The organism is Rouxiella sp. T17, assembly GCF_036663475.1.
In the GTDB taxonomy this organism is placed as follows: domain Bacteria; phylum Pseudomonadota; class Gammaproteobacteria; order Enterobacterales; family Enterobacteriaceae; genus Rouxiella.
Window position 1 is genome coordinate 113832 of sequence record NZ_JAWUEA010000032.1, and the last position, 23998, is coordinate 137829.

14 protein-coding genes and 1 pseudogene are annotated in these 23998 nt (G+C 55.1%); 11 read left to right on the plus strand and 4 right to left on the minus strand.

The window, feature by feature from the left end:
* Positions 1 to 67: 67 nt before the first annotated feature.
* The 7 genes from SC206_RS12215 (at position 68) to SC206_RS12245 (ending at position 8488) form a co-directional block, all read left to right on the plus strand.
* Positions 68 to 1207 (plus strand): M20 family metallopeptidase, encoded by a 1140-nt coding sequence (locus SC206_RS12215; protein WP_332737574.1) that lies wholly within the window; start codon positions 68 to 70, stop codon positions 1205 to 1207.
* A gap of 403 nt (positions 1208 to 1610) precedes the next feature.
* A complete protein-coding gene (locus SC206_RS12220; RefSeq protein WP_332737576.1) occupies positions 1611 to 2330 on the plus strand; it encodes a nucleoside recognition domain-containing protein in 720 nt (239 codons plus the stop codon).
* Positions 2323 to 2790 carry a YjiG family protein gene (locus SC206_RS12225; RefSeq protein ID WP_332737578.1) on the plus strand — a complete coding sequence of 156 codons (468 nt, stop codon included), beginning with the start codon at positions 2323 to 2325 and terminating at the stop codon, positions 2788 to 2790. The genes SC206_RS12220 and SC206_RS12225 overlap by 8 nt, the downstream gene beginning before the upstream one ends.
* A gap of 77 nt (positions 2791 to 2867) precedes the next feature.
* The gene (locus SC206_RS12230) at positions 2868 to 3971 is read left to right on the plus strand and encodes a M20 peptidase aminoacylase family protein (RefSeq protein WP_332737580.1); all 1104 of its coding nucleotides are present in this window, start codon (positions 2868 to 2870) and stop codon (positions 3969 to 3971) included.
* 425 nt (positions 3972 to 4396) lie between these two features.
* Entirely contained in the window at positions 4397 to 6505 is a 2109-nt protein-coding gene (locus SC206_RS12235) for a TonB-dependent receptor (RefSeq protein WP_332737582.1), read from the plus strand.
* Positions 6506 to 6528: 23 nt separating this feature from the next.
* Entirely contained in the window at positions 6529 to 7563 is a 1035-nt protein-coding gene (locus SC206_RS12240; protein WP_332737584.1) for an ABC transporter substrate-binding protein, read from the plus strand.
* A gap of 58 nt (positions 7564 to 7621) precedes the next feature.
* Positions 7622 to 8488, plus strand: coding sequence for a CPBP family intramembrane glutamic endopeptidase (locus SC206_RS12245; protein WP_332737674.1), 867 nt, complete (start codon positions 7622 to 7624; stop codon positions 8486 to 8488).
* Between the two features lie 84 nt (positions 8489 to 8572).
* Here SC206_RS12245 and SC206_RS12250 read toward each other — a convergent pair whose 3' ends face one another.
* On the minus strand, positions 8573 to 9409 hold the full coding sequence (locus SC206_RS12250) for a gamma-glutamyl-gamma-aminobutyrate hydrolase family protein (protein ID WP_332737586.1): 837 nt from the start codon (positions 9407 to 9409) through the stop codon (positions 8573 to 8575).
* Between the two features lie 440 nt (positions 9410 to 9849).
* Between SC206_RS12250 and SC206_RS12255 the strand changes: the two genes are divergently transcribed.
* The 4 genes from SC206_RS12255 to SC206_RS12270 are packed head-to-tail and all read left to right on the plus strand — an operon-like array spanning position 9850 to position 18905.
* Entirely contained in the window at positions 9850 to 11151 is a 1302-nt protein-coding gene (locus SC206_RS12255) for an MdtA/MuxA family multidrug efflux RND transporter periplasmic adaptor subunit (RefSeq protein ID WP_332737588.1), read from the plus strand.
* A complete protein-coding gene (locus SC206_RS12260) occupies positions 11148 to 14360 on the plus strand; it encodes an efflux RND transporter permease subunit (protein WP_332737590.1) in 3213 nt (1070 codons plus the stop codon). Before SC206_RS12255 ends, SC206_RS12260 begins: the two co-directional genes overlap by 4 nt.
* A complete protein-coding gene (locus tag SC206_RS12265; protein WP_332737592.1) occupies positions 14357 to 17482 on the plus strand; it encodes an efflux RND transporter permease subunit in 3126 nt (1041 codons plus the stop codon). Before SC206_RS12260 ends, SC206_RS12265 begins: the two co-directional genes overlap by 4 nt.
* A gap of 28 nt (positions 17483 to 17510) precedes the next feature.
* Positions 17511 to 18905 (plus strand): efflux transporter outer membrane subunit, encoded by a 1395-nt coding sequence (locus SC206_RS12270; protein ID WP_332737594.1) that lies wholly within the window; start codon positions 17511 to 17513, stop codon positions 18903 to 18905.
* Positions 18906 to 19041: 136 nt separating this feature from the next.
* Here the strand turns inward: SC206_RS12270 and SC206_RS12275 are convergent.
* From SC206_RS12275 to SC206_RS12285, 3 genes and pseudogenes are all read right to left on the minus strand, one after another.
* A pseudogene (locus SC206_RS12275) lies at positions 19042 to 19251 on the minus strand (toxin-antitoxin system HicB family antitoxin); the annotation flags it as partial.
* Between the two features lie 191 nt (positions 19252 to 19442).
* On the minus strand, positions 19443 to 20855 hold the full coding sequence (locus SC206_RS12280) for an efflux transporter outer membrane subunit (RefSeq protein ID WP_332737597.1): 1413 nt from the start codon (positions 20853 to 20855) through the stop codon (positions 19443 to 19445).
* The gene (locus tag SC206_RS12285; protein ID WP_332737599.1) at positions 20848 to 23997 is read right to left on the minus strand and encodes an efflux RND transporter permease subunit; all 3150 of its coding nucleotides are present in this window, start codon (positions 23995 to 23997) and stop codon (positions 20848 to 20850) included. The genes SC206_RS12280 and SC206_RS12285 overlap by 8 nt, the downstream gene beginning before the upstream one ends.
* Position 23998: the final 1 nt, after the last annotated feature.

The following is a 23998-nucleotide window of genomic DNA, read 5'->3' on the forward strand; positions in this document are numbered from 1 at the left end:
ATATTAGGGAATGAGTTATAGATAATCAAATTGACCACGAATCAGACGCTCAACATCAGGAACTCCTATGCAAACGGCACACGATTATCTGCAACAGCACGCGGCGCTTATCCTCGAAGACATCAAACGTTTGGTGCAGGCGCAGTCGCCTTCATTGAATAAAGCGGCGACCGATCGCTGCGGTAACGTTTTGCAGGCGATCGTCCGCGAACGTCTTGGCGTTGAGGCGCAGGTTTGCCCGCAGGAAACGCTCGGCGATCATCTGCTGTTTTGCATCGGCGAGGGTCCGGAAGTGACCAGCATTTTGGGCCATTTCGATACCGTGTGGGAAATCGACGAGATCCCGATGGTCGAAAAAGACGGCAAGCTGTACGGACCGGGCGTCCTGGATATGAAAGCGGGCCTGATTCAGTCTATCTGGGCGGTGCGCGCGCTGGTGCAGACCGGGGGGTTGGCTCAGCACAGCATTCGAATTATTTGTCCGTCTGATGAAGAACTTGGCAGCCCAAGTTCTCGTGAATGGATTGAACAACATGCGGCAGGTTCTTCGCGTGTTTTAGTGGCAGAACCGGCAGTTGCGCAGACCAATGAAGCCAAAATTGCGCGTAAAGGCACGGGGCGATTTGAAGTGCGTATTACCGGCAAGGCGGCGCACGCCGGAAATAATCCGGAAGAAGGCATTAGCGCAGTGCAGGAAATGGCGCACCAGATTCTTTATCTTCACAGTTTAAATGCGCCGGAAGTGGGCACAACAGTCAACGTGGGCGTGGCGAAAGGCGGCAGCAAACTTAACGTAGTCGCCGACGAAGCCTTGCTTGGCGTCGATTTGCGGGTCACCAATATGGCCGAAGCGGAGCGCGCCGTGAAGGCAATTCGCGCCTGCAAGCCGCATCTGGCGGGCGCGATTGTTGAAGTCACCGGCGATATTGGCCGTCCGCCAATGGAGCAGACGCCGCCAAATCTGGCGCTGTTCAAGCAGGCGCAGCAGGCGGTAAAACGCCTCGGTTTCCATCTTGAAGGCAAGGCGGTCGGTGGCGGCAGCGACGGTAACTTTACTTCGGCGATGGGCATTGCCACGCTCGACGGACTGGGTGCTACCGGCGTCGGAATCCATGCTCGTCACGAACATATTATTGTTAACGATATTCCACTGCGTAGCGCGCTGATTGCCGAAATCATCCTTGGCGAAGCGGGCCGTGAAGCGTAACGGTAAACCCGCTTAATTGCCTGCCAACGCGGGGCCCTATTTTGGTGCACGGTCTTCCAAATAGGTGCAATGCATTGAGCGGGTAAAAAAGTTAAGCGTTCTAACTATATGATCCGTCCTTATTTAAATAGGGACGGATTTTCTGCGTCTCTATAATTTGCCTCTTTTTCTTTTATATCCGTAATATTCTCTTTCTTAGGGTAAATTTTAATCGAAAATAAATTTTTAGGTGTTAAGACTTAATTGGCATGAATTATGCCTATTGGTTATGGGTGCAAATAATTAACAGTAAATATTGGCAGTGAAAATATTCACCCTGAGTGTACGGACGAAAACTTTATTTAATTATTAAACAACACCTCCAAATTTTTATTTTTAATTAACATCAGAGAAGGTAGGCAGCATGAGTGACAGCAGAGTGTCTCTAGAAAAAGCTGAAAACAGAGCCAATGAACAAAGTGAAAAACCTTCTGCCGTACAGGCAGAAGAGTGGAAGGTTGGAACGGGCGCCTACATCGCGCTGATCGCCGTTATTCTGCTGTTTTCCGGCGCATTTTTAAAAGTCGACGGCATGGCATGGTTGGGCGCTTTTGACTTTACCACGCTGGGCGGTTCGTTCGGCACCATGAAAGATCCGGCTGCCAACACCTTTGTGGGCGCGGGCGGACTCAGCGCCAAGGCCGGCTTCCTATTTGCGCTGTCGCTGGTGCCAACGGTCATGCTGGCGCTGGGGATGCTGGAAATTTTCACCCATTACGGCGCGATCCGCGCGGCGCATAAATTACTGACACCGCTGCTGAAACCTATTCTCGGCATTCCGGGACATACCGGTTTGGCGCTGATTACCGACCTGCAAAGTACCGACGCGGGCGCGGCGTTAAGCAAAGAGTTATATGACACCAAGCAAATTACCCGTAAAGACGTGGTGATCATGGGCGCGTGGCAATATTCCGGCGCCGGGTTGATTAATAACTATTTTTCGATCGGTTCTGCAATGTTCGCTTCATTAACTATTCCGGTGATTATTCCGCTGCTGGTGATGTTTGTGATGAAATTTGTTGGAGCGGTATTTGTTCGCTTCGCTTTGAATACTGTTTACAAGAAGGATTTCGACAATGAGTAATGTGGCAAAAGCGACGAATAATCCGTTTGATATTTTCGTTATTGGCGCGCGTAAAGGTTTTAACATCGCGATTAATAACCTGATGCCGAACGTGGTCATGGCCTATGTCATTTCCGAAATTCTCAACCTGCTTGGCGTAATGAATTTTCTGGGCCACGCCTTTGCACCATTAATGGGCCTGCTGGGTCTGCCGGGCGAAGCGGTGACCGTATTATTGACCGCCTGGCTCTCATCTTCGGCGGGAACCGGCGTGGCGATTAGCCTATTAACCAAGGGCACGCTGGATCCGGCACAGATTACTATTCTGGCACCGGCAATCTTCCTGATGGGCGCTCAGCTGCAATATATGGGACGCCTGCTGGGCGTGGCCGACGTGCCTAAAAAATATTGGCCGCTGCTGATGCTGACCAGCATCCTGAACTCGATTATTGCGATGATCATTATGCGCGTTGTCTCCTGATAACCGACTGATCAGTCTTTGCTGATTAAGCGGACTAATAAAAAAAGCATTCAGATAAACTTTAACGGGAGTTATTCGTGTCAAAAACGCTGGAACATTATCAACATTTGCATCTCATTCCCGAGCTGGGCTTTGTCGAATTTAAAACCTCGGCCTACATTGCCGAGGCGCTGGAAACCGCCGGGTTTAACGTGACCCGCAATATTAACGGCACCACGGGAATTGTCGCCGAGCTGGATAGCGGCAATCCGGGGCCAGTCATGGCGCTACGTGCGGACATGGACGCGCTGGGTCATATTATCGACGGCCAGCTGGTGGCACGTCACACCTGTGGTCACGACGGTCACTCCTCCGTGGTGCTCGCCACCGCGCAGGAGGTGATAAAAGAGGGCATCGTTAAAAAAGGTCGCCTGAAAATTCTGTTCCAACCCGCGGAAGAGTTGGGCACCGGCGCGCTGGCGATGGTCGAAGGCGGCGCGCTGGACGACGTCGATATGCTGCTCGGTTTTCACGTGCGCCCGCTGGAAGAGTGTCCGATGGGGCAGGCGGTTCCGGCAATGCTCTATTCGGCCTGCGCCACGGTTGAGGCGACGATTACTGGCCTGCCTTCTCACGCCGCGCGCCCGCATCTCGGCATTAACGCGCTCGACGCGGCGGTAGCAGCCGTGCAGGCGGTTAATGGTGTTCACCTTGCGCCAAATTTAACGTGGAGCGTGAAGGCGACCCGATTCCTGTGTGACGCGGGCGTAACCAATTCCGTGCCTGATATCGCCAAAGTGACGTGGGATCTGCGTTCGCAATACAACGAGCCGATGGACGAGCTGAAAGCTAAGGTATTGAAAGCTATCGAGCATAGCGTGGCGGCCTATGGCGCGACGGCGGAAATCAGCGTGCAGAAAGAGATGCCCGCCGCGATCGTGAATGATGAAATTACGGCGATTATTGCCGAATCGATTGTCGACGTGTTGGGCGCAGAAGGGCTGACCGAGCCGAAGTTTACGCCGGGCAGCGAAGACTTCTTCCACTATCCGCGTCAACGTCCCGAGGTTAAAACGGGCTTTTGGGGTCTTGGCGCCAACCTGACGCCGGGTTTGCATCATCCAGAGATGCGCTTTGATCTCGAGGCGCTGGAAATCGGCGTACGGGTGTTTAAAAACTGCGTTAAAAAAGTGCTCGGCTAATATTTTAGTGGCCTCGATTCGGGGCCGCTTTCTTGTTTACTCCTCGAATTAAAGTCCTAAATGGATTAACGTTATTACACGACGATAAAAATATCACGTTCGTCCTTTAGTCAAATTCATACGCTCAAATACATCTCCCCTCAAATACATCGCTTCGGAATAGTTAATAACTGAGATTAACTATTTCGCGCATTCGCCGTGCAGATAAAATTGATTACAAGTTTCGTTATATACACCTATATATATCGATGGTAGCATCCAATCGCTGTTTAGTTTTTCCCCGATAATTCAGCCCCTTCAACACAAAATAAGCAACATAATTGCAACAAAATAGTTGCAGCAAAGAAGCGCGGCGTGAATTGATTTTCTACATAACGTGATTGATAAAACGTGTTTTATATAACGTGATTGATGAAAGATAAAAAATGTCTAATAAAAAACTAATAACCTGTGCAGCGTCGTTTTTGATTCTGTCGGCGCACGCGCGCGCCGATGATACTTTAGTGGTCAATGCCACGGCACCCAGTGATACCACGCAATCTGAACCCGCTTCGCCCGACAAAAAAGCGACGCTGGGCAGCTTGGGTAAACGCGCCATCGCCAACACGCCTTATTCCGTTGAAGTCTTGCCACAATCGTTAATTAAACGCCAGCAGTTGCAAAGCGTCACTGATTTGTACCGTTATTTGCCGTCGGTGCAGGGCGACGGCGCGCGTCCGCAGTCGCGCGGCATGCAGGGCAGCGTGGTGCAAAACTCGATGATTGACGGCCTGAATGTCGTCTCGACCACCGATTATCCCGCCGAGCAGTTTTCACAGATTGAAGTGCTGAATGGCTTGGGCGGTGCGCTGTATGGTCCGGCCAACCCGGCGGGGATTTTCAATTTCGTGTCGAAACGTCCGACCGATACGCCTAAGCATTCCGTGACCATCGGCGCGGGAACCGGCACCGGCAGGCTGATTTCTACCGATCTCAGCGGGCCGCTCGACAGCGAAGATCGGGTTAAATATCGTCTGAATCTACTGGATGACGAAGGTCGCGGTTATACCAGCGGCAGCACGCGTCGCCGTCAGTTGGCCAGCCTGGCGCTGGATTTCCAGCTGACCGATAAGCTGACCATGGAAACCAATTTCAGCTACTACCATTTTTATCAGAAAGGGCTGCCGGGCAAATTTGCCTTGGCGAGCGGCACCTCGTTCCCGAGCGCGTTAAACCCGACCGATGGCCGCTACGGCCAGTATTACGCGGGTGACGACGACAAAACCACCACCGCCAGCGTCCATTTCAAATATGACTTTGACGGTAACTGGCTGGGCGAATTCGGCGTCCTGCGCCAAATCGCCGACCGCGAATCTACGTCGGTCACCAACACGCTGACCAACAATGCGGGCGCGTACACCTCGACGGTTTCCAGCGCTACCGCCAGCCGTTTCACCATCAACAGTTATATGGCGAACCTGACTGGCCACGTAGATACCGGCTGGATAAGTCATGATTTGTCGATGGGAATGCGCGGCTTCGTGTGGAAAAACTACAATCCGGTTGGCGGGGCATCGACCACGCTGGGATCGGCGAATCTGGACAATCCGCTGGCGTTTGACGAGCCGGACTACCCTGATTTCACCAATCGCTATCACTCGGCCAGCAGCACGCAGCAGGCATTTTTAGTCGGCGATACGCTGACCTTCTCGCCGAAATGGAGCCTGTTGCTGGCGGGCAGCGAAAGCTTCCTGACCTCAAGCAACTACGCGAAAACCGGCGTGCGCAGCAGCGCCTCGAACAACAGCGGATTCAGCGGCTCGGCCAGCCTGATGTACAAACCGGTTGAACCGTTGACGTTGTACACCACCTACGCCGACAGCCTGCAGCAGGGCGACGTTGCGCCAAGCGGCAGCAACAACGCGGGCGCGATTCTGTCACCTTATCGCAGCAAGCAGATTGAAGTGGGCAGCAAGCTGGTGGTAGGCAAAACCCTGCTGACGGCGGCGCTGTTCCAGATTGAGCGTCCGTACGCTTACACTCTGAGCAACGGCGATTACGCCGTCGACGGCACCCAGCGCAATCGCGGCCTCGAGCTGATGGCCGACGGCGATTTGCGTCCTGACCTGCATATTTTCGGCGGCGTCACCTGGCTGGATCCGCGCCTGCACGATACCGGCAGCGACAGCACCGAAGACAAGCAGGTCGTCGGCCTGCCGCGCGTGACCAGCAATTTACTCGTCGTCTATGATTTACCTTTTGTGCAGGGTCTGGACGTCAGCGGCAGCGCGCACTATGTCGGCCGTCGCGCGACGGATAATGCCAACGGCAGCTGGGTCGGCAGCTATGCCACCTTCGACGTGGGCAGCAGCTATCGCACCCGCCTGTTTGGCACCGGCACCACCTTCCGACTGGACGTCACCAACCTGACCAATCGCCATTACTGGACCAATATTGTGCCGGGCGGATTAAACGGTTACACCGGCGCAGGTTACGCCAGCGCGTCACTCGGCGCACCTCGCGAGGCACAGCTGTCGATGCAGGTTGATTTTTAATCAAATAGAGAAGAGGAAAAGTGATGGGCAAATCGTTTAGCTACAAGGCATTGATTACGGCCATTGCGCTGCTGCTGACGCCCCTGCACGCGGCGTATGCTGCACGGCAAGTGGTTGATACGGCAGGCACAAAGGTTAACGTGCCGGATAAGGTCACGCGAATTGCCGACGCCTGGTATGCCCATCACTCTTTGCTGATGACGCTCGGGGCAGGGGATGAAATTATCGCGACGGTCAATCATCCGAAAGATCGCCCGTGGATGTTTCTGATCCAGCCTTCGTTAAATAAAGCGTTGAGTGTCCACGGCACGACCTTTAATCCGGAAACCCTGCTGGCGGCCAAGGCCGACGTGGTATTTGCCGCGCAGGGAAATGGCGACGTGCCGGCTTATCGACAGGCGCAGTTGCCGACGGTTGAGGTGCAATTTACCGATTTCCCGTCAATGAAAAAGGCGCTGCTGACCACCGCCGCCGTGCTCGGCACGCCGCAGGCCGAGGCGCGTGCGCAGCGTTATAATCAGTATCTCGACAGACAGGTGGCGCTGATTCAGGCAAAAACCGCCGCGCTGACCGATGCGCAGCGGCCCAAAGTGCTGCACATTGTTTCACTGCATCCGTTGAAAATCGACGGCAGCGAGACCTTAATCGATACCTGGATCCGCCTCGCAGGGGGGCGCAACGCCGCCGCGAGTGTGAAGGGGAATATGAAAGAGGTGTCGCCGGAGCAGGTGCTGGCGTGGCAGCCCGACGTCATAATTATTGGCGCAGGCGCGGGTACGCTGGAAAAATCGGACTACGCACAGCTGTTCCAGCCTTTGAAGGCGGTGCAGCAGCACAAGGTGTGGCAGAATCCGTCAGGCGTTTTTCCGTGGGATCGCTATGGCACCGAGGCCGCGCTGCAAATTCAGTGGGCGGCGCAGAAGCTGCATCCGGAGCTGTTTCCGCAGCTGAATATTGTTGCCGCGACACAGGATTTTTATCGTCAGTTCTTTGACTATTCGCTCACCGCCGATCAGGCGCAACGAATTATCAACGCACAGCCTCCAGCCGAAAAATAGCGCAAGAATTCCTCTATACTGCTCGCCACAGGAAAGCAGTGCTATAAAGGAAGAGATGATGTGGTGGGTATTAGCGGGATCGTTAACCATACTGAGCGTGCAAAAAAGGTGGGCCAGCATCATGCTGTTGGTCGCGCTGGTTTGGGGCGTTGCGGAACATATTGTAGAGGGCCGGGCGCTGCTGTTTATCGGCCTTGTCGTGATTGTCGGCATAATCAACGGTGAAATGGTTACTCGTCTCCGCGCCTCTGGGCAGCGCCGATGGCGGCTTTATACGCTGAGCTGTGAGGCGCTGCTGGTGGTCGCGGGCGTCGCCCTGTTTGTGCATCTTGTTCCGGGTTTTAACAATCCCAAAATTCTTGATGGCGTGAAAGCAGGGCCGCTGAGCGCGCCGTTCTCGATGTATTTCAATTTTGATAAAGCGCTGCTGCCTTTTATTCTGCTGGCGGCCTGTCCCACGCTCTTCTTTTGCCACAATAAAGTGCGTCAAAATAAAGCCGGTCGTTCGCGCCTCCGCTACTGGATTTTATTGGCGCTCAGTATTCCAATGCTGCTGCTTATCGCCGTGCTGTTAGGTGGATTACGAATCGAGCCGCATCTTCCTAAATGGCTGGGCAGCTTTATGCTCGCGAACCTGTTTTTTGTCTCTTTGGCGGAAGAGGCGCTGTTTCGGGGCTATCTCCAACAGCGAATCGCTGGCTGGTGGGGCAACCTGCCGGCACTGTTTATTACCGCGCTGATTTTTGGACTGGCACACGTGGCGGGCGGCCCGTTACTGGTGGTATTTGCCGCGCTGGCCGGAGTGATTTATGGGCTGGCATGGATGTGGAGCGGCAGGCTGTGGGTAGCAACGCTGTTTCACTTTGGCTTGAATCTCTGTCAGCTGCTGTTCTTTACCTATCCGTTTTATCAGCCTTACTCATAATAGGTTCAGGGGGAAGAGGCGATGAAAAGTGAGCGGTTACTACGCCGCTGATGCCCAATAAAGGGCATCAGCGTAGTGTTAAGACTAATTATTTGAGCTATCGCCCGATCGGTTAACGTGTGACTCGTTCATCGCTTTCGCCATCGCCTTGCCGGAAGAACGGCGGGCGTTTTTGTAGTCATCGGCGGCTTCGACAAAGGCTTTCAACAGTTCGCGATCCTGCTGATTCTGCAAGTATTCAGGATGCCATTGCACCCCCATGCAGAAATAATAATCATCACATTCAATACCTTCGATCACTCCATCGGGCGCAACGGCATTAACGCGGCAGTTTTTTCCCAATGATTCTACGGCCTGATGATGCGAGCTGTTGACCTCGTAATGGTGAGCGCTAACTAACTTGCTAAGCTTGGTCTCTTCGAGGATCTCAACCTGATGACGAGCGCGAATCTTGCCGCCGGCATTTTCGGTATCGACCGTAGTGCTGTGCTCGAGCGCATTGGGCAGGCTATCGGGAATGTGCTGAATCAGCGTGCCGCCGGTCAATACGGCCAGCAGCTGTTGGCCGCCGCAAATGCCCAGCAGCGGCATGTCGCGCAGCATCGCACCTTTAACAATCGCGGTTTCAAATTCCGTTCGCGCCGGTTTTAAACGCACCTGATCGCTGCTTTGCAGCGCGTTAAACAGCGCAGGTGGAACGTCAAACGCGCCGCCCGTGACGATAATACCGTCGCAAATCGCGAGGAATTCGTCAGACAGTTCGCCGTGATGCGGCAGCGCCACGGGCGTCGCGCCCAGCTCAGCCAAGCTACTCATATAGTTTTGACGCAGCGCGTACCACGGGTTGTCGGAATAACCGCCGGGTTCTTCGCTATCTAGGGTCACGCCGATAACCGGCCTTGATTGAGGCGTAATACTCATAGAGACTCGCTTTATCCTTTTAAAAAGCCCTGTGGACGCGGTCGATTCTCCCGCGCTGCTTTAAAAATATTCAATACCGTAAGATATCAAAGGTCGCTGTAAACGGAATAGTTAATTAAACGAAAAAGCGAATTGTTACCTTTTTCTTACCTCTTTTTGGTGGTAAAGAGGACCGATTCCAATCACGAAAATTACTGATATTCTTGGTGCTGTTTTAAAAAAGGAGACTAAAGAGCGGCTACACTGTGTGTTGGTTGACTGAGGGCACTTGAATTAATGTAAATTATTAAGCGTTATGAATCATTTTCACATACTAGCTTACGAAATCTTTACGTTGCCCTAAAAACAGTCTACCTGGAAATTCTGGATAATGAACGCCTCTGGTTGAACGACCTTTTTCAGCTGTTTTCTTCCCATAACTGTGCGAATTTAAGAAATTTATGCTGCCGACTGCCTCATCTCGTTCCAAAAGCCGCAAAACCTTGTGGATCATTCTTGCTGTTATCGTTTTGGCGATCGTAGCGTGGTTTTTCTTTTTCAAACACAGTACGCCAACAAACGGCGCGCCTGCGGGCAATGAACGTCATCGCGGCGGGATGCGCGGTGGAATGAGAGGCGGGATGCCGGGAATGGCAGGCGGCGCGACGCCGGTTCAGGCGGGCGTTGCCGAGCAGGCCAACGTGCCGATTTACCTGCGCGCGCTGGGCACGGTGATCCCGAATGCTTCCGTGACGGTAACTAGCCGCGTCGATGGTCAGCTGATGAAGGTTTATTTCACCGAAGGCCAGAAAGTTCAAGCCGGTCAGCTGTTGGCGCAGATTGATCCGCGCAGTTATCAGGCGACGCTGGAGCAGTATCAGGGCTCGCTGGCCCAGAATCAGGCGCTGGCAAAAAGCGCCCAACTGACGCTGGCCCGTTATCGCAAACTTTATGCGCAGGACTCGCTGGCTCGTCAGGATCTCGAAACCCAGATTGCCACCGCCGGTCAATATACCGGTGCCGTCAAGGCCGATCAGGCACAGATTGACGCCGCCAAACTGAACCTGACGTTTGCACGCATTACCGCGCCAATCAGCGGCCACGTGGGCCTGCGTCTGGTCGATCCGGGCAATATGGTGACCAGCAGCTCGACCACCGGCATCGTGACCATTACCCAAACTCAGCCGATCGCTGTGACCTTCAGCGTGCCGCAAAGCAATCTGCAAACCATTATGAAAGCCCTGCGAGGCGGCCAAACGTTGCCAACCACGGCGTTTGACCAAAACGGCAGCAACGTGCTGGCACAGGGTAAATTGCAGTTTATGAGCAATGAAATCGACAGCACCACCGGCAGCGTGAAGCTCAAGGCCGTGTTCGATAACGCCGATGACGCGCTCTATCCTAACCAGTTTGTGAACGCTCGCTTACAGGTTGGCACGCTCGACAACGCGACCGTTATTCCCTCGGCGGCGTTGCAGCTCAGCTCCGACGGCGACTTCGTTTACGTGATTCAGAAAGACGGTGCGGTAAAACGTCAGGCCGTGAAAGCGGGCCCTAATTACGGCGATGATAAAATCGCGCTGCTGTCGGGCGTTGCTCCGGGCGATCAGGTCGTGACCACCGGCATCGACAGATTAAACGACGGCGCTAAAGTTCAGGTCGTGACGGCGGCCTCTGCGGCAGCCACGGCGGCGGGGACGGCACAACCAGATAAAACCGGCGTAGACAAAGCGACCACTGGCAAAGACAGCGGGACGAAATGAATCCATCACGCCTCTTTATCCAAAGGCCGGTAGCCACCATTTTACTGATGGTGGCGGTGCTGCTGTCGGGCATTTTTGCCTACAATATGCTGTCGACCTCGGCGCTGCCGCAGGTCGATTATCCGACTATTCAGGTCACCACGCTCTATCCGGGCGCGAGCCCCGATGTGATGGCGTCGGGCGTGACGGCGCCGCTGGAGCGCCAGCTCGGGCAGATGGCCGGTTTGAGTCAGATGTACTCCACCAGCTCGACCGGTTCGTCGATCATCACGCTGAAATTCTCGCTGGAACTCTCTCTCGACGTTGCCGAGCAGGAAGTGCAGGCCGCCATTAACGCCGCCGACAGCCTGCTGCCAAGCGATCTGCCGAATCCGCCAACCTATAAAAAGGTTAACCCCGCCGACAGCGCGGTGATTACGCTGGCCGTGACCTCCGATTCGCTGCCGCTGACCAAAGTGCAGGATTTGGTCAACACCCGCGTGGCGCTCAAGCTGTCGCAGATTTCAGGCGTGGGTCTGGTTTCTCTAGCCGGTGGGCATCAGCCTGCGGTGCGCGTGCAGGTCAATCCGCGCGCGCTGGCAGCTCACAACCTGACGCTGGAAGATATCAACACGCTGATCGGCAACAGTAATGTGAACGGCTCGAAGGGCGGATTTGACGGGCCGCATCACTCGATTACTATCGATGCCAACGACCAGCTGCGTACCGCCGAAGAGTACGGCAACCTGATTGTGACCTACAACAACGGCGCGGTGCTGCGCCTCAAAGATATTGCTACGCTTTCCGAAGCGCCTGAAAACCAATATCTTTCTGCCTGGGCCAACAATAAACCGGCGATTATTATCAACGTTCAGCGCCAGCCGGGTGCCAACGTGATCTCGGTGGTTGATGACATAAAAGCGCAGCTGCCGAAGTTGCAGGCCGCGCTGCCTGACTCCATCAAGGTTTCCATTCTTTCGGACCGTACTCAGACGATTCGCGCCTCGATCAGCGACGTGCAGTTCGAGCTGCTGCTGTCGATAGCGCTGGTGGTTATGGTCACCTTCCTGTTCCTGCGTAACGTTGCCGCCACGCTTATCCCAAGCGTCGCGGTGCCGCTGTCGCTGGTCGGCACGTTTGGCGTGATGTATCTGTGTGGTTTCAGCCTCAATAACCTGTCATTGATGGCGCTGACTATCGCCACCGGTTTTGTTATCGATGACGCCATCGTGGTTGTTGAAAACATTTCACGGCGACTGGAGGAGGGCGAAACCCCGATGCAGGCGGCGTTGAACGGCTCGAAGCAGATTGCGTTTACCATTATCTCGCTGACCTTCTCGCTGATTGCCGTGCTGATCCCGCTGCTGTTTATGGGCGACGTGGTGGGGCGTCTGTTCCGCGAATTCGCTATCACGCTGGCGGTGTCGATCATCGTCTCGATGCTGGTGTCGCTCACGCTCACGCCGATGCTTTGCGCCTACCTGCTGCGCCACATTCCTGAAGAAAAACAGAGCCGTTTCTATCGTAAAGGCGGTCAGGTATTCGACAAACTGATTGCCGGTTACGACCGGATGCTGAACGTGGTGCTTAACCATCAGCGACTGACGCTGCTGGTGGCGCTGGCGACGCTAGTGTTTACCGGGTTGCTCTATCTGATTGTGCCAAAAGGATTTTTCCCGTCGCAGGATACGGGCATGATTCAGGGCATCACCATGGCGTCGCAGGACGTGTCGTTTAGCGAAATGGGCCGCCGTCAGCAGGCGCTGGCCAATGTCATTCTCAAAGATAAAGACGTGGCCAGCGTGGCGTCGACTATCGGCGTTGACGGCAATAACACCAGCCTCAACAGCGGGCGTTTACAGATCAATCTTAAGTCGATTGATGAACGTGACGATCGCGCGCCGGCGGTTATCGCCCGTTTGAAGCAGGAGACCGCGTCGATCGCCGGAATTCAGCTTTATATGCAGGCGTCGCAGGATTTAACCGTCGACGATCAGGTCACGCCGAGCCAATATCAGTTCACGCTTGACGATACCGACAGCACCAATTTAGTCAGCTGGACGCCAAAACTGCTGGCCAAACTCAGCCAGCAGCCGGAATTCAACAGCGTAGTCAGCAACTTGCAAGAGCAGGGGCAGGTAGCGTACGTTGAGCTGAACCGCGACGCCGCCGCGCGTTACGGCATTACGGCCTCCGACGTCGATACCGCGCTGTACAACGCTTTCGGCCAGCGTCTGGTCTCGACCATCTTTACCCAGGCGAACCAGTATCGCGTGGTGCTTGAGGTTGCGCCGCAGTATCAGCAGTCTCCGGCGTCGTTTGATGATATTTATCTGGCGGGCACCGACAACACCTCGGATTCGAGCAGCACTAGCTCGTCTTCTACCAGCTCGTCGACCACCAGCACGACCTCGTCGACGACAAGCAGCAGTTCTTCCGATTCCAGCTCGACCTCGACCACCTCAACCGGCATGGTCAAGCTGACCTCGATCGCCAGCATTCACATGCGTACCGGCGCGCTGTTGCAGGCGCGACTCAACCAGCTGCCGGCGGTGACGGTGTCGTTTAACCTCAACGACGGGTATTCGATTGAGCAGGCGCAGGAAGCGATTAAAAATACCAGCGCCGAGATTGGCCTGCCGGACAGTATCACCCTGCGTTATCAGGGCGCGGCGTCGTCGTTTGAAAGCGCCACCGGCAACACGCTGTGGCTGATTCTTGCGGCGCTGCTGACCATGTACGTGGTGCTCGGCATTCTGTACGAGAGCTTTATTCATCCGGTGACCATTCTCTCCACGCTGCCGTCGGCGGCAGTCGGCGCGCTGCTTTCGCTGCTGTTTAGTGGGACAGAGTTCAGCCTGATCGCGCTGATTGGCGTCATTTTGCTGATAGGTATCGTGAAGAAAAACGCCATCATGATGATCGACTTTGCGCTGGAGGCGGAGCAGAAGCACCACATGTCGCCGCGCGATGCGATTCATCAGGCCTGTTTGCTGCGTTTCAGACCGATTCTGATGACCACCATGGCCGCGCTGATTGGCGCGCTGCCGCTGATGTTAGCGAGCGGAAGCGGCGCGGAGCTGCGTCAACCGCTGGGTCTGGTTATCGTCGGCGGTCTGATTTTCAGCCAGGTGCTGACGCTGTTCTCGACGCCGGTGATTTACCTGATGTTTGACCGACTGGCGACCCGCTGGCGTCCGGCGCGTCGCAAAGTGCAGGAACAGGAATGAATATTTCCCGCTTCTTTATTTTCCGGCCGGTAGCCACGCTGCTGTTGACCTCGGCAATCGTGCTGCTGGGGTTGCTGGGCTATAATCTGCTGCCTGTGGCGCCGTTGCCACAGGTGGATTTCCCGACGGTGATGGTCTCCGCGAGCCTGCCGGGTGCGAGCCCGGAAACCATGGCGGCGACGGTCGCCACGCCGCTCGAAAGGGCGATGGGCACCATTGCGGGGGTCAGTGAAATGACCTCGTCAAGCTCGCAGGGCTCCACGCGGATTATTTTGCAGTTTGATTTGAACCGCGATATCAACGGCGCGGCGCGCGACGTGCAGGCGGCGATCAACGCCTCGCGATCGCTATTGCCAAGCAGCATGCCGTCGCTGCCGACCTATCGCAAAGCCAACCCGTCCGACGCGCCGATTGTCATGCTGGCGCTGACCTCCGCGACGCGCAGCAACGGCGAGCTCTATGACATCGCCTCCAGCCAGTTGCAGCAAAAAATCGCGCAGGTTAACGGCGTTGGACAGGTTTCGCTAACGGGCAGTGCGCTGCCGGGCGTGCGTATCGATCTCCGTCCGCAGGCGATTACCTCTTACGGAATTTCTCTCGATACCATTCGTACGGCGATCGCCGACAGCACCACCAACCTGCCGAAGGGCGTGCTGGAAGGCAACGGCCAGTCGTGGATGGTGGAGGGCAACGGCCAGCAGAGTACCGCCGCGCAGTATCGCAAACTGATCGTGACCTATAAAAACGGCAACGCGATTCGCCTGAGTGATATTGCCAACGTCTATGATTCGGTCGAAGACAAATATAACGTCGGCTACTTTAACGGCACGCCGTCGGTGATGATTGCGGTGACGCGTCAGGCCGGTGCCAACATGCTCGACACGATTAGCGCTATCAAGGCGGCGCTGCCAGTGATGGAGAAAGAGCTGCCGGGCGACGTAAAACTCAACCTCGCGCTCGACCGTTCGCCGAACGTTTCCGCCTCGTTGCGCGACACCGAAACCACGCTGCTCGAAGCCACGCTGCTGGTTATTGCGGTGGTGTTTGTGTTCCTGCGCAACCTGCGCGCCGTGCTTATTCCCGCGCTGGCGCTGCCCGTGTCGCTGATCGGCACTTGCTCAATCATGTACCTGCTCGGCTACAGTCTCGATAATCTCTCATTAATGGCGCTGATTATCGCCACCGGTTTTGTGGTTGATGACGCTATCGTGGTGCTCGAAAATATTACCCGGCATATAGAAGAGGAGCTGAGTCCGGTGCGGGCGGCGATTCGCGGCGCGCAGGAAGTCGGATTTACCGTGCTCTCAATGACGCTGTCGCTGATCGCGGTATTTATTCCGATCCTGCTGATGGGCAGCATTGTGGGCCGTCTGTTCCGCGAGTTTGCCGTCACGCTGTCGATTTCACTGCTGATTTCGATGCTGGTTTCGCTGACCTTGACGCCGATGCTGTGCGCCCGTTTTCTTAAGCGCAAGCCGCCGGTCGAGAAGCGCCAGCCGCGCATTTATCGTCTCATTGAAAACTGGCTCAATCGCCTGCTGCAAGCCTATTCTCGCGGTTTGAACTGGGTTATGCGCCATCAGCCGCTCACCATGTTTGCGCTGTTGCTGACGGTAATCCTGAATTTCTACCTCTATACCGTGGTCGAGAAGGGCTTCTTTCCGGATCAGGATACCGGCATGCTGATGGGCATGCTGCGCGCCGACCAGAACACCTCGTTCCAGTCGATCCAGCCGCAGATGATCAACTACGCCAAAATTATCCAGCACGATCCCGATGTCTCGGCGGTAATGAGCTCGGCGGGCAGCGGCGGCTTCGGTTCGCGTAATACGGCGATGTTTTTTGTGCGCCTGAAAGATTTTGAACAGCGTAAATCGTCGGCGAATCAGATAGCTAACCGCATCATGATGGAAACGTCCAAGCTGCCGGGTTCGCAGCTGTTCCTGATGGCGGCGCAGGATTTGCGCGTCGGCGGACGCAGCGCCAACGCGCAGTATCAGTTTAGCCTCAAGGCCGATGACCTGACGCTGCTGCGCGATTGGGGCCCGAAAGTGAAGGCCGCGCTGAGCGCCTTGCCGGAGCTGACGGGCGTCGATTCGGATTCGCAGACCGGCGGTCAGGAAGTGATGCTGAATATCGATCGCGACAAGGCGAGCCAGCTTGGGGTCAACATCAATACGATTGATACCATGCTGAATAACGCCTTTGCGCAACGGCAGGTCGCGACCATTTACAAGACGCTGAACCAGTATCACGTGGTGATGTATCTGACGCCCGATTACACCAGCGATCCTGACGTGCTGAACCAGATGTACGTGGTGACCAGCGAAGGCAAGCAGATCCCGCTGTCGGCGTTTACCACTTTCAGCAGTGCCAACGCGCCGCTTTCTGTGGCTCACGAAGGGCAGTCTGCGACCACTACCATCGCCTTTAACCTGGCCGACGGTTTGTCGCTCGAAGAAGGGCAGGCGGCGGTGAAGACGGCGCTGGCTAAAATCGCGCTGCCTGACACCATTCAGACCAGCTATTCCGGCACCGCGCAGGCGTTTCAGGATTTAGCCAACCAGATGCCGTGGCTGATTCTGGCGGCGCTGGCGGCGGTTTATATCGTGCTCGGTATGTTGTACGAGAGTTATATTCATCCGCTGACTATCTTGTCGACGCTGCCTTCTGCCGGACTGGGCGCGCTGTTGCTGATGCTGATGACCAACACCCAGCTCACGGTGATTGCGCTGATCGGCATTTTGCTGTTGATCGGTATCGTGAAGAAAAACGCCATTATGATGATCGACTTCGCGCTGGACGCCGAGCGCAGGCTCGGATTGACTCCACAACAGGCGATTGTGCAGGCCTGTCTGATGCGTTTCCGCCCGATCATGATGACCACGCTGGCCGCCTTTTTCGGTGCCTTGCCTCTGGCGCTCGGCAGCGGCGGCGACGCCGATCTGCGCAGTCCGCTGGGCCTGGCAATTGCCGGTGGATTGGCGCTAAGTCAGGTACTTACGCTGTTTACCACGCCCGTGGTTTACCTTTATATGGACAGGAGCAGCCGTGCGACCAAGCGTTTGTGGGCGCGTATTCGTCCGCACCACACGCCAACCGAAGCGCAGGGTAATAAATAATATGATGTTCAGGAAAGTGAAACCGGTAATGAGTAAAACAGGTTCAAGCGTAGTGCGACTGGCGCCGATTGCGCTGGCGATGCTGATGGTCGGCTGTACCGTCGGCCCGGATTATCATCGTCCGGCGGTGACCATGCCGACGGCCTTTAAAGAGGCCAAAGGCTGGACGGCGGCGACGCCAAAAGAGGCGCAGAGCAAGGGCGACTGGTGGTCGGTGTATCAAGATCCCCAGCTTTCCTCCTTGATGAGTCAGGTGCAGATCTCCAACCAGAACGTCGCACAATACGCCGCGCAGTATCGACAGGCGCAGGCGCTGGTCACACAGGCGCGCTCGCAGCAGTTCCCGCAGGTTACCGCGACGGTAGACAGCACGCGCAGTGGCTCGGCGACCAGCACCAGCAATGCCCAGTCGGCCAGCTTGGGCGCGAGCTGGGAGTTGGATATCTGGGGCAAACTGCGCAGAACGACGGAAGAGCAGCGGGCCAACGCGCAGTCCAGCGCGGCCGATTTGGCTAACGCCACGCTGAGCGCGCAGTCTGAACTGGCGCAGGATTACTTCCAGTTGCGCGTCATGGATGCCCGTATCGCGTTGTATCAGCAGAGTATTCAGGCTTATCAGCGTTACCTGACGGTGATTCAGAATCAGTATCAGGGCGGTAGCACCTCGCGCGCGACTCTGGCACAGGCGCAGACGCAACTGGAAAGCACCAAGGCATCGGCGCTCGATCTCCAGTGGCAGCGCGCCCAGCTTGAACACGCGATTGCTATTTTGATCGGCAAACCGCCGGCGCAGTTCAGCCTCGCGGCGACGCCTATCAAGTTTATCGTGCCGTCGGTTCCGGCGGGTCTGCCTTCGCAGCTGTTGCAGCGACGCCCGGATATCGCGGCGGCCGAGCGCACCATGGCTTCGGCCAATGCGGCGGTTGGCGTGGCGACGGCGGCCTATTATCCTGATTTGACGCTGAGCGCCACGGGTGGTTTCTCCAGCTCGGCGCTGCATAATCTGTTCTCGCTGCCGAACCGCGTCTGGTCGTTGGGCCCTTCGTTAAGCCAAACGGTGCTGGATTTCGGATCGACACGCGGCAAGGTCGCCGAAGCGGAAGCTGCCTACGACGCCGACGTGGCGGCCTATCGCCAGACCGTGCTGACGGCAATGGGCGAAGTGGAAGATTATCTGGTTGAATTGCATACCATTGATAGCGAGATGGTGGCGCAGCAGAACGCGGCGATGTCGGCCAAAGATTCTGCCCGCGTGACGCGCAATCAGTATGAAGCCGGCATGATCGACTATCTTGACGTCGCATCAACGGAAAACACCAGCCTGACCCAGCAGCAAAGCGTACTGTCGTTGACCAGCACGCAGATGGTCACCAGCGTGAAACTCATCGCCGCGCTCGGCGGCAGCTGGCAAGCCCCGCAGTAGACCGTTTGGTTATCGAATAAATAACCCAATAAAAAAACGCCAGCAAATGCTGGCGTTTTAGTTGTTCCGTTTTGGAATTGAGAGCTAGCCAAGAGTAAAAATAACGTCATACGTCTTCGTCAAACTTTTTCCAAGTTATTCCGTTTTCTAGGCAATCCTCAAGATATTCACAAAAAGAAATTTCACCCTCCTTTGATAAACCTTGAATGTTATCTGCCAAAAAATCACAGTAGCCGGATAACCCTAAAAACTTACCGCGAAACATCCTGATTTCAGGGAGATAAGTTATCAAGGTAGGAAGTCCTGAGATGAGCATCGTGTTGGGTATAACTACACTATGTGGCATTGCCGATGTCCAAATAATTATTAGGAATGCAGAATATCTTTTTATTGGTAGGGATTTTGAAAAATATAGAGTGTGTTTCGCTTTGAGATATTAAAGGAATAATTAATCGAATGCGGTATTTGCAAAGAGCAATCAACAAAAAAACGCCAGCAAATGCTGGCGTTTTTGTTTCTGGCTATAGCGTGGGAAGATTATTTCTTCCAGCCGCCGCCGAGGGCTTTGAACAGCGTGATATCGGAGTTCAACTGCGCCAGCTTGGTGGAAATCAGCGTCTGCTGAGCGGCGTACAGTGAGCGCTGGGCGACCAGCACGCTCAGATAGCTGTCTACGCCACCCTTGAAACGCTGCTGCGATAGGTCGAAGTTACGCTGGTTAGCGTCGTTCGCCTGTTGAACAGATTTCAACTGGTTGCCGTAAGTCGCTTGACCTGCCAGACCATCGGAGACCTCTTTGAACGCGGTTTGAATCGCTTTCTCGTAGTTCGCAATCTCGATTTTCTTGCGGGTGTTGGCGATATCCAGATTAGCGCTGTTAACGCCGCCATCAAAGATAGGGATATTGATCGACGGGCCAAACGACCACGCGCCGGTGCCGCCGTCAAACAGACGGGTCAGGCTGCCGCTTTCTGTACCCGCAGAACCGGTGAGGGTAATGCTCGGGAAGAAGGCTGCACGCGCCGCGCCGATGTTGGCGTTAGCCGCTTTCAGCGTGTGTTCGGCTGCAATAATATCCGGACGACGAGTCAACAGGTCGGAAGGCAGACCTGCTGGCGTTGCCGGGAAGTTCCAGTTGTTGTTCAAACTGGCGTTTTGCAGCAACTGCTGAGGGATCTGCGTGCCAACCAGCAGGGTCAGGGCGTTAACGTCCTGACGAACCTGACGGGTGTATTGCGCGATATCAGCCTGTGCGCTGCGCACGGTAGTTTCGGCCTGCGCCAGATCCTGCGAGTTGCTAACGCCCTGATCAAAGCTGCGCTTGGTCAATTCATAGGAGTTGTTCTGGCTGCTGGCGGTATCGATAGCCAGCTTCAGCAAATCGTTGTCCGCTGCCAGACTCAGGTAACCTTCTGCAACCTGAGAAACCAGGCTGATTTGGGTGGCACGCTGGGTCGCTTCGGTCGCGAGATAGGTTTCGAGACCCTGATCACGCAGGCTGCGCACGCGGCCAAACAGGTCCAGCTCGTAGGCACTGACACCTACACCGGCGCTGTATTGCTGATAAGTTACCGGACCGGTGCTCTGCGTCGAGTAAAGTCCGCCCGGCAGATGCGTCGCGGTTTCGCCGCCGGTCGCATTCAACGTAGGCAGCAGCGCAGCGCGATCAATCTGGAAGGTCGCACGCGCCGTATCGACGTTTAATGCCGCGACCCGAAGGTCGCGGTTATTTGCCAGAGCTAAAGTAATCACCTGCTTCATATCAGGCTGATTAAAGAACTGACTCCAGCCGATATCCTGTACCTTGCCGGCGTCAACGCCTTTGCTGGTGGTCCAGTCACTCGCCACCGGCATTGCCGGTCGGTCGTACTTGGGCTCCATGGTACAGCCAGCCAATACGGTCAGTGTCAGCGCCGAGAAAAGAGGCAGCGCAAAACGTGGTTTATTCATGGTTCGAAACCTCAGTATCTAAATGCGGCTTATCTTGTTTTTTTGACTTACGGGTGAAGAGGTTAACCACGACCACGTAGAACATAGGAACAAAGAAGATCGCCAGGAATGTTGCCGTTATCATCCCACCTACTACCGCCGTACCAATCGAGTGCTGGCTACCAGAACCTGCGCCATGCGAAATGGTCAACGGAATTACACCGAGGATAAACGCCATCGAGGTCATAATAATCGGCCTGATACGCAGTTTAGCCGCTTCGATTGCTGCTTCGGTGATCGACATTCCCTCTTTTTCGTGTAGTTCTTTGGCAAACTCGACAATCAGGATGGCGTTTTTAGCCGCCAGCCCCACCGTCGTCAACAGGCCTACCTGGAAGAAGACGTCGTTGGACAATCCACGGATCAATACAGCACCGATAGTACCAATTATACCCAATGGAACGACAAGCATGACAGAGAATGGAATTGACCAACTCTCATATAGTGCTGCCAGACACAGGAAGACTACGATAATCGACAGCGTATACAGGGCAGGGGTCTGTGAACCAGACTGCTGCTCTTCATACGACAGGCCGTGCCAGGCGATGTTAAAGCCAGGTGGCAGTTTTTTCGCAATTTCCATCACGGCGGCAACCGCGTCACCCGAGCTGTAACCCGTAGACGGTGAACCCAGGACTTCGACGGAAGAGACGCCGTTAAAGCGCTCGAAACGAGGAGAGCCATAAACCCACTTGCCGGTACCAAACGCCGACCACGGTACCATCTGACCAGAGCTGTTACGGAAGTACCATTTGCCCAGGTCTTCCGGGGTGACACGCGATGCGGCACGTCCTTGAATATAGACCTTTTTCACGCGGTCGTTATACATGAACTGGTTAATGTATGACGAGCCCCACACGGCAGACAGAGTGTTGTTGATGTCGCTCAGACTCAGGCCGAGTGCCTGCGCGCGTTCGTCATCGATTTCAAGCTGGTACTGAGGTTCATCTTCCATACCGTTCGGACGCACCGCCATCAGGCGTTTGTCCTGCGCGGCCATGCCGAGGAACTGGTTACGAGCCGCCATCAAGGCTGCGTGACCCTGCGCGTTGGTGTCTTGCAGATAGAAGTCGAAACCGGTGGCGTTACCCAGCTCCAGAACCGCAGGAGGCACGAAGGCAAACACTTTAGCGCCTTTGATGCCCGCAAAGTGACCCATCGCACGACCGGCAATCGCCTGAACGCCGTTTTGGTCACCCGGACGATCTTCCCAGCTTTTCAGGGAGACGAAGCCGATACCGACGTTCTGACCACGACCTGCGAAGCTAAAGCCGTTGGCGGTAAACACTGAGTTTACGTTGGCTTTTTCGTTTTTCAGGAAGTATTCACGCACGCCGTCCAGCACTTCTTGCGTACGTTCTGCCGAGGCGTTGGCCGGAAGCGTCGCCTGAACAAACAGGATGCCCTGATCTTCGTCTGGCAGGAAGGTGGTCGGAACGCGGGTAAACATGTAACCCATCGCGACCACGATCAGCAGGTAAATCACCATAAACAGGCGACGACGGCTGATAACGCCCGCCACGCTTGAGGTGTATTTCGCCGCGCCTTTATCGAATGTACGGTTAAACCAGCCCGCAAAACCGGTGGTTTTCTTGTCGTCATCGCTGTGTTTGATAATGGTCGCACACAGGGCAGGGGTGAAGATAAGCGCCATCAGCACCGAAAGCGCCATCGCCGAAACGATAGTTATCGAGAACTGGCGGTAGATAATCCCGGTAGAACCGGCGAAGAACGCCATTGGAATCAATACGGCAGAGAGAACCAGTGCGATACCAAACAGCGCGCCCTGAATCTGTCCCATCGATTTGATGGTCGCCTCTTTCGGCGAAAGCTTCTCTTCATGCATCACACGCTCGACGTTCTCGACCACCACGATGGCGTCATCCACCAACAGGCCGATGGCGAGCACCATCCCGAACATCGTCAGGGTGTTTATCGAGAAACCAAACGCGTTTAACAGGCCGAACGTACCCAGCAACACTACCGGCACAACCAGCGTGGTCACCAAGGTGGCACGCAGGTTTTGCAGGAACAGCAGCATCACGAAGAATACCAGCACGATAGCTTCAATCAGGGTTTTCACCACTTCATGAATCGACGCGCTCACCACCGGCGAGGTCTGGTACGGATAAACGACTTCTACGCCTTCAGGCAGCGAAGATTTCAGTTTTTCGATTGTCGCTTTTACCGCGTTTGCCGTATCCAGCACGTTGGCACCGGTCGCCAGACGCAGGGCGATACCCGTTGACGGACTGCCGTTGTAAGTGGTCGAAATTGAATAGCTTTCTGGACCCAAATCGATATTAGCCACGTCTTTCAGGCGCACCTGAGAACCGTCGCTGTTCACTTTAAGCAGCACATCCTGGAACTGTTTCACGCTGGTGAAACGCGTTTTACCAATGATGGTAGCGTTAACTTTTGAATCTTTAACCGTTGGCAAACCACCGAGTGAACCGGAGGAAACCTGCACGTTCTGCGCTTCAATCGCCGTAGTGACATCACTTGGAATCAGCGAGTATTTGTAGAGCTTGGACGGATCCAGCCAGATACGCATTGCGTATTCAGAACCGAATACCTGGAAGTCACCCACGCCTTTGGTACGCACGATCGGGTCTTCCAGCTTGGTCACCAGCAGGTTACCCAAGTCGGAGTTGCTCATCTTGCCGTTGGTTGAAGCAAGACCTACCACCAGCATGAAGTTCTGCTGATATTTGGCAACACGAATACCCTGATTCACCACCTCGGTAGGCAGCTGGGATTCGGCCAGAGAAACTTTGTTCTGTACCTGAACCTGCGCGATATCCGGATCGGTACCCTGATTAAAGGTCACGATGATGGTTGCGCTGCCGTCGCTGTTACTTTGCGATTCGAGGTAACGCAGGCCATCAAGGCCGTTCAGCTGCTGCTCGATAACCTGAACCACGGTATTCTGCGCCGTTTCAGCCGAAGCACCCGGATAGGTTACGGTCACGGAAATCGCAGGCGGAGCAATGTTTGGATATTGGTTTACCGGCAATTTCATTATCGATAGCGCACCGGCTATCATAATGACAATTGCGACCACCCAGGCAAATATCGGGCGGTTGATAAAGAAAGTAGACATC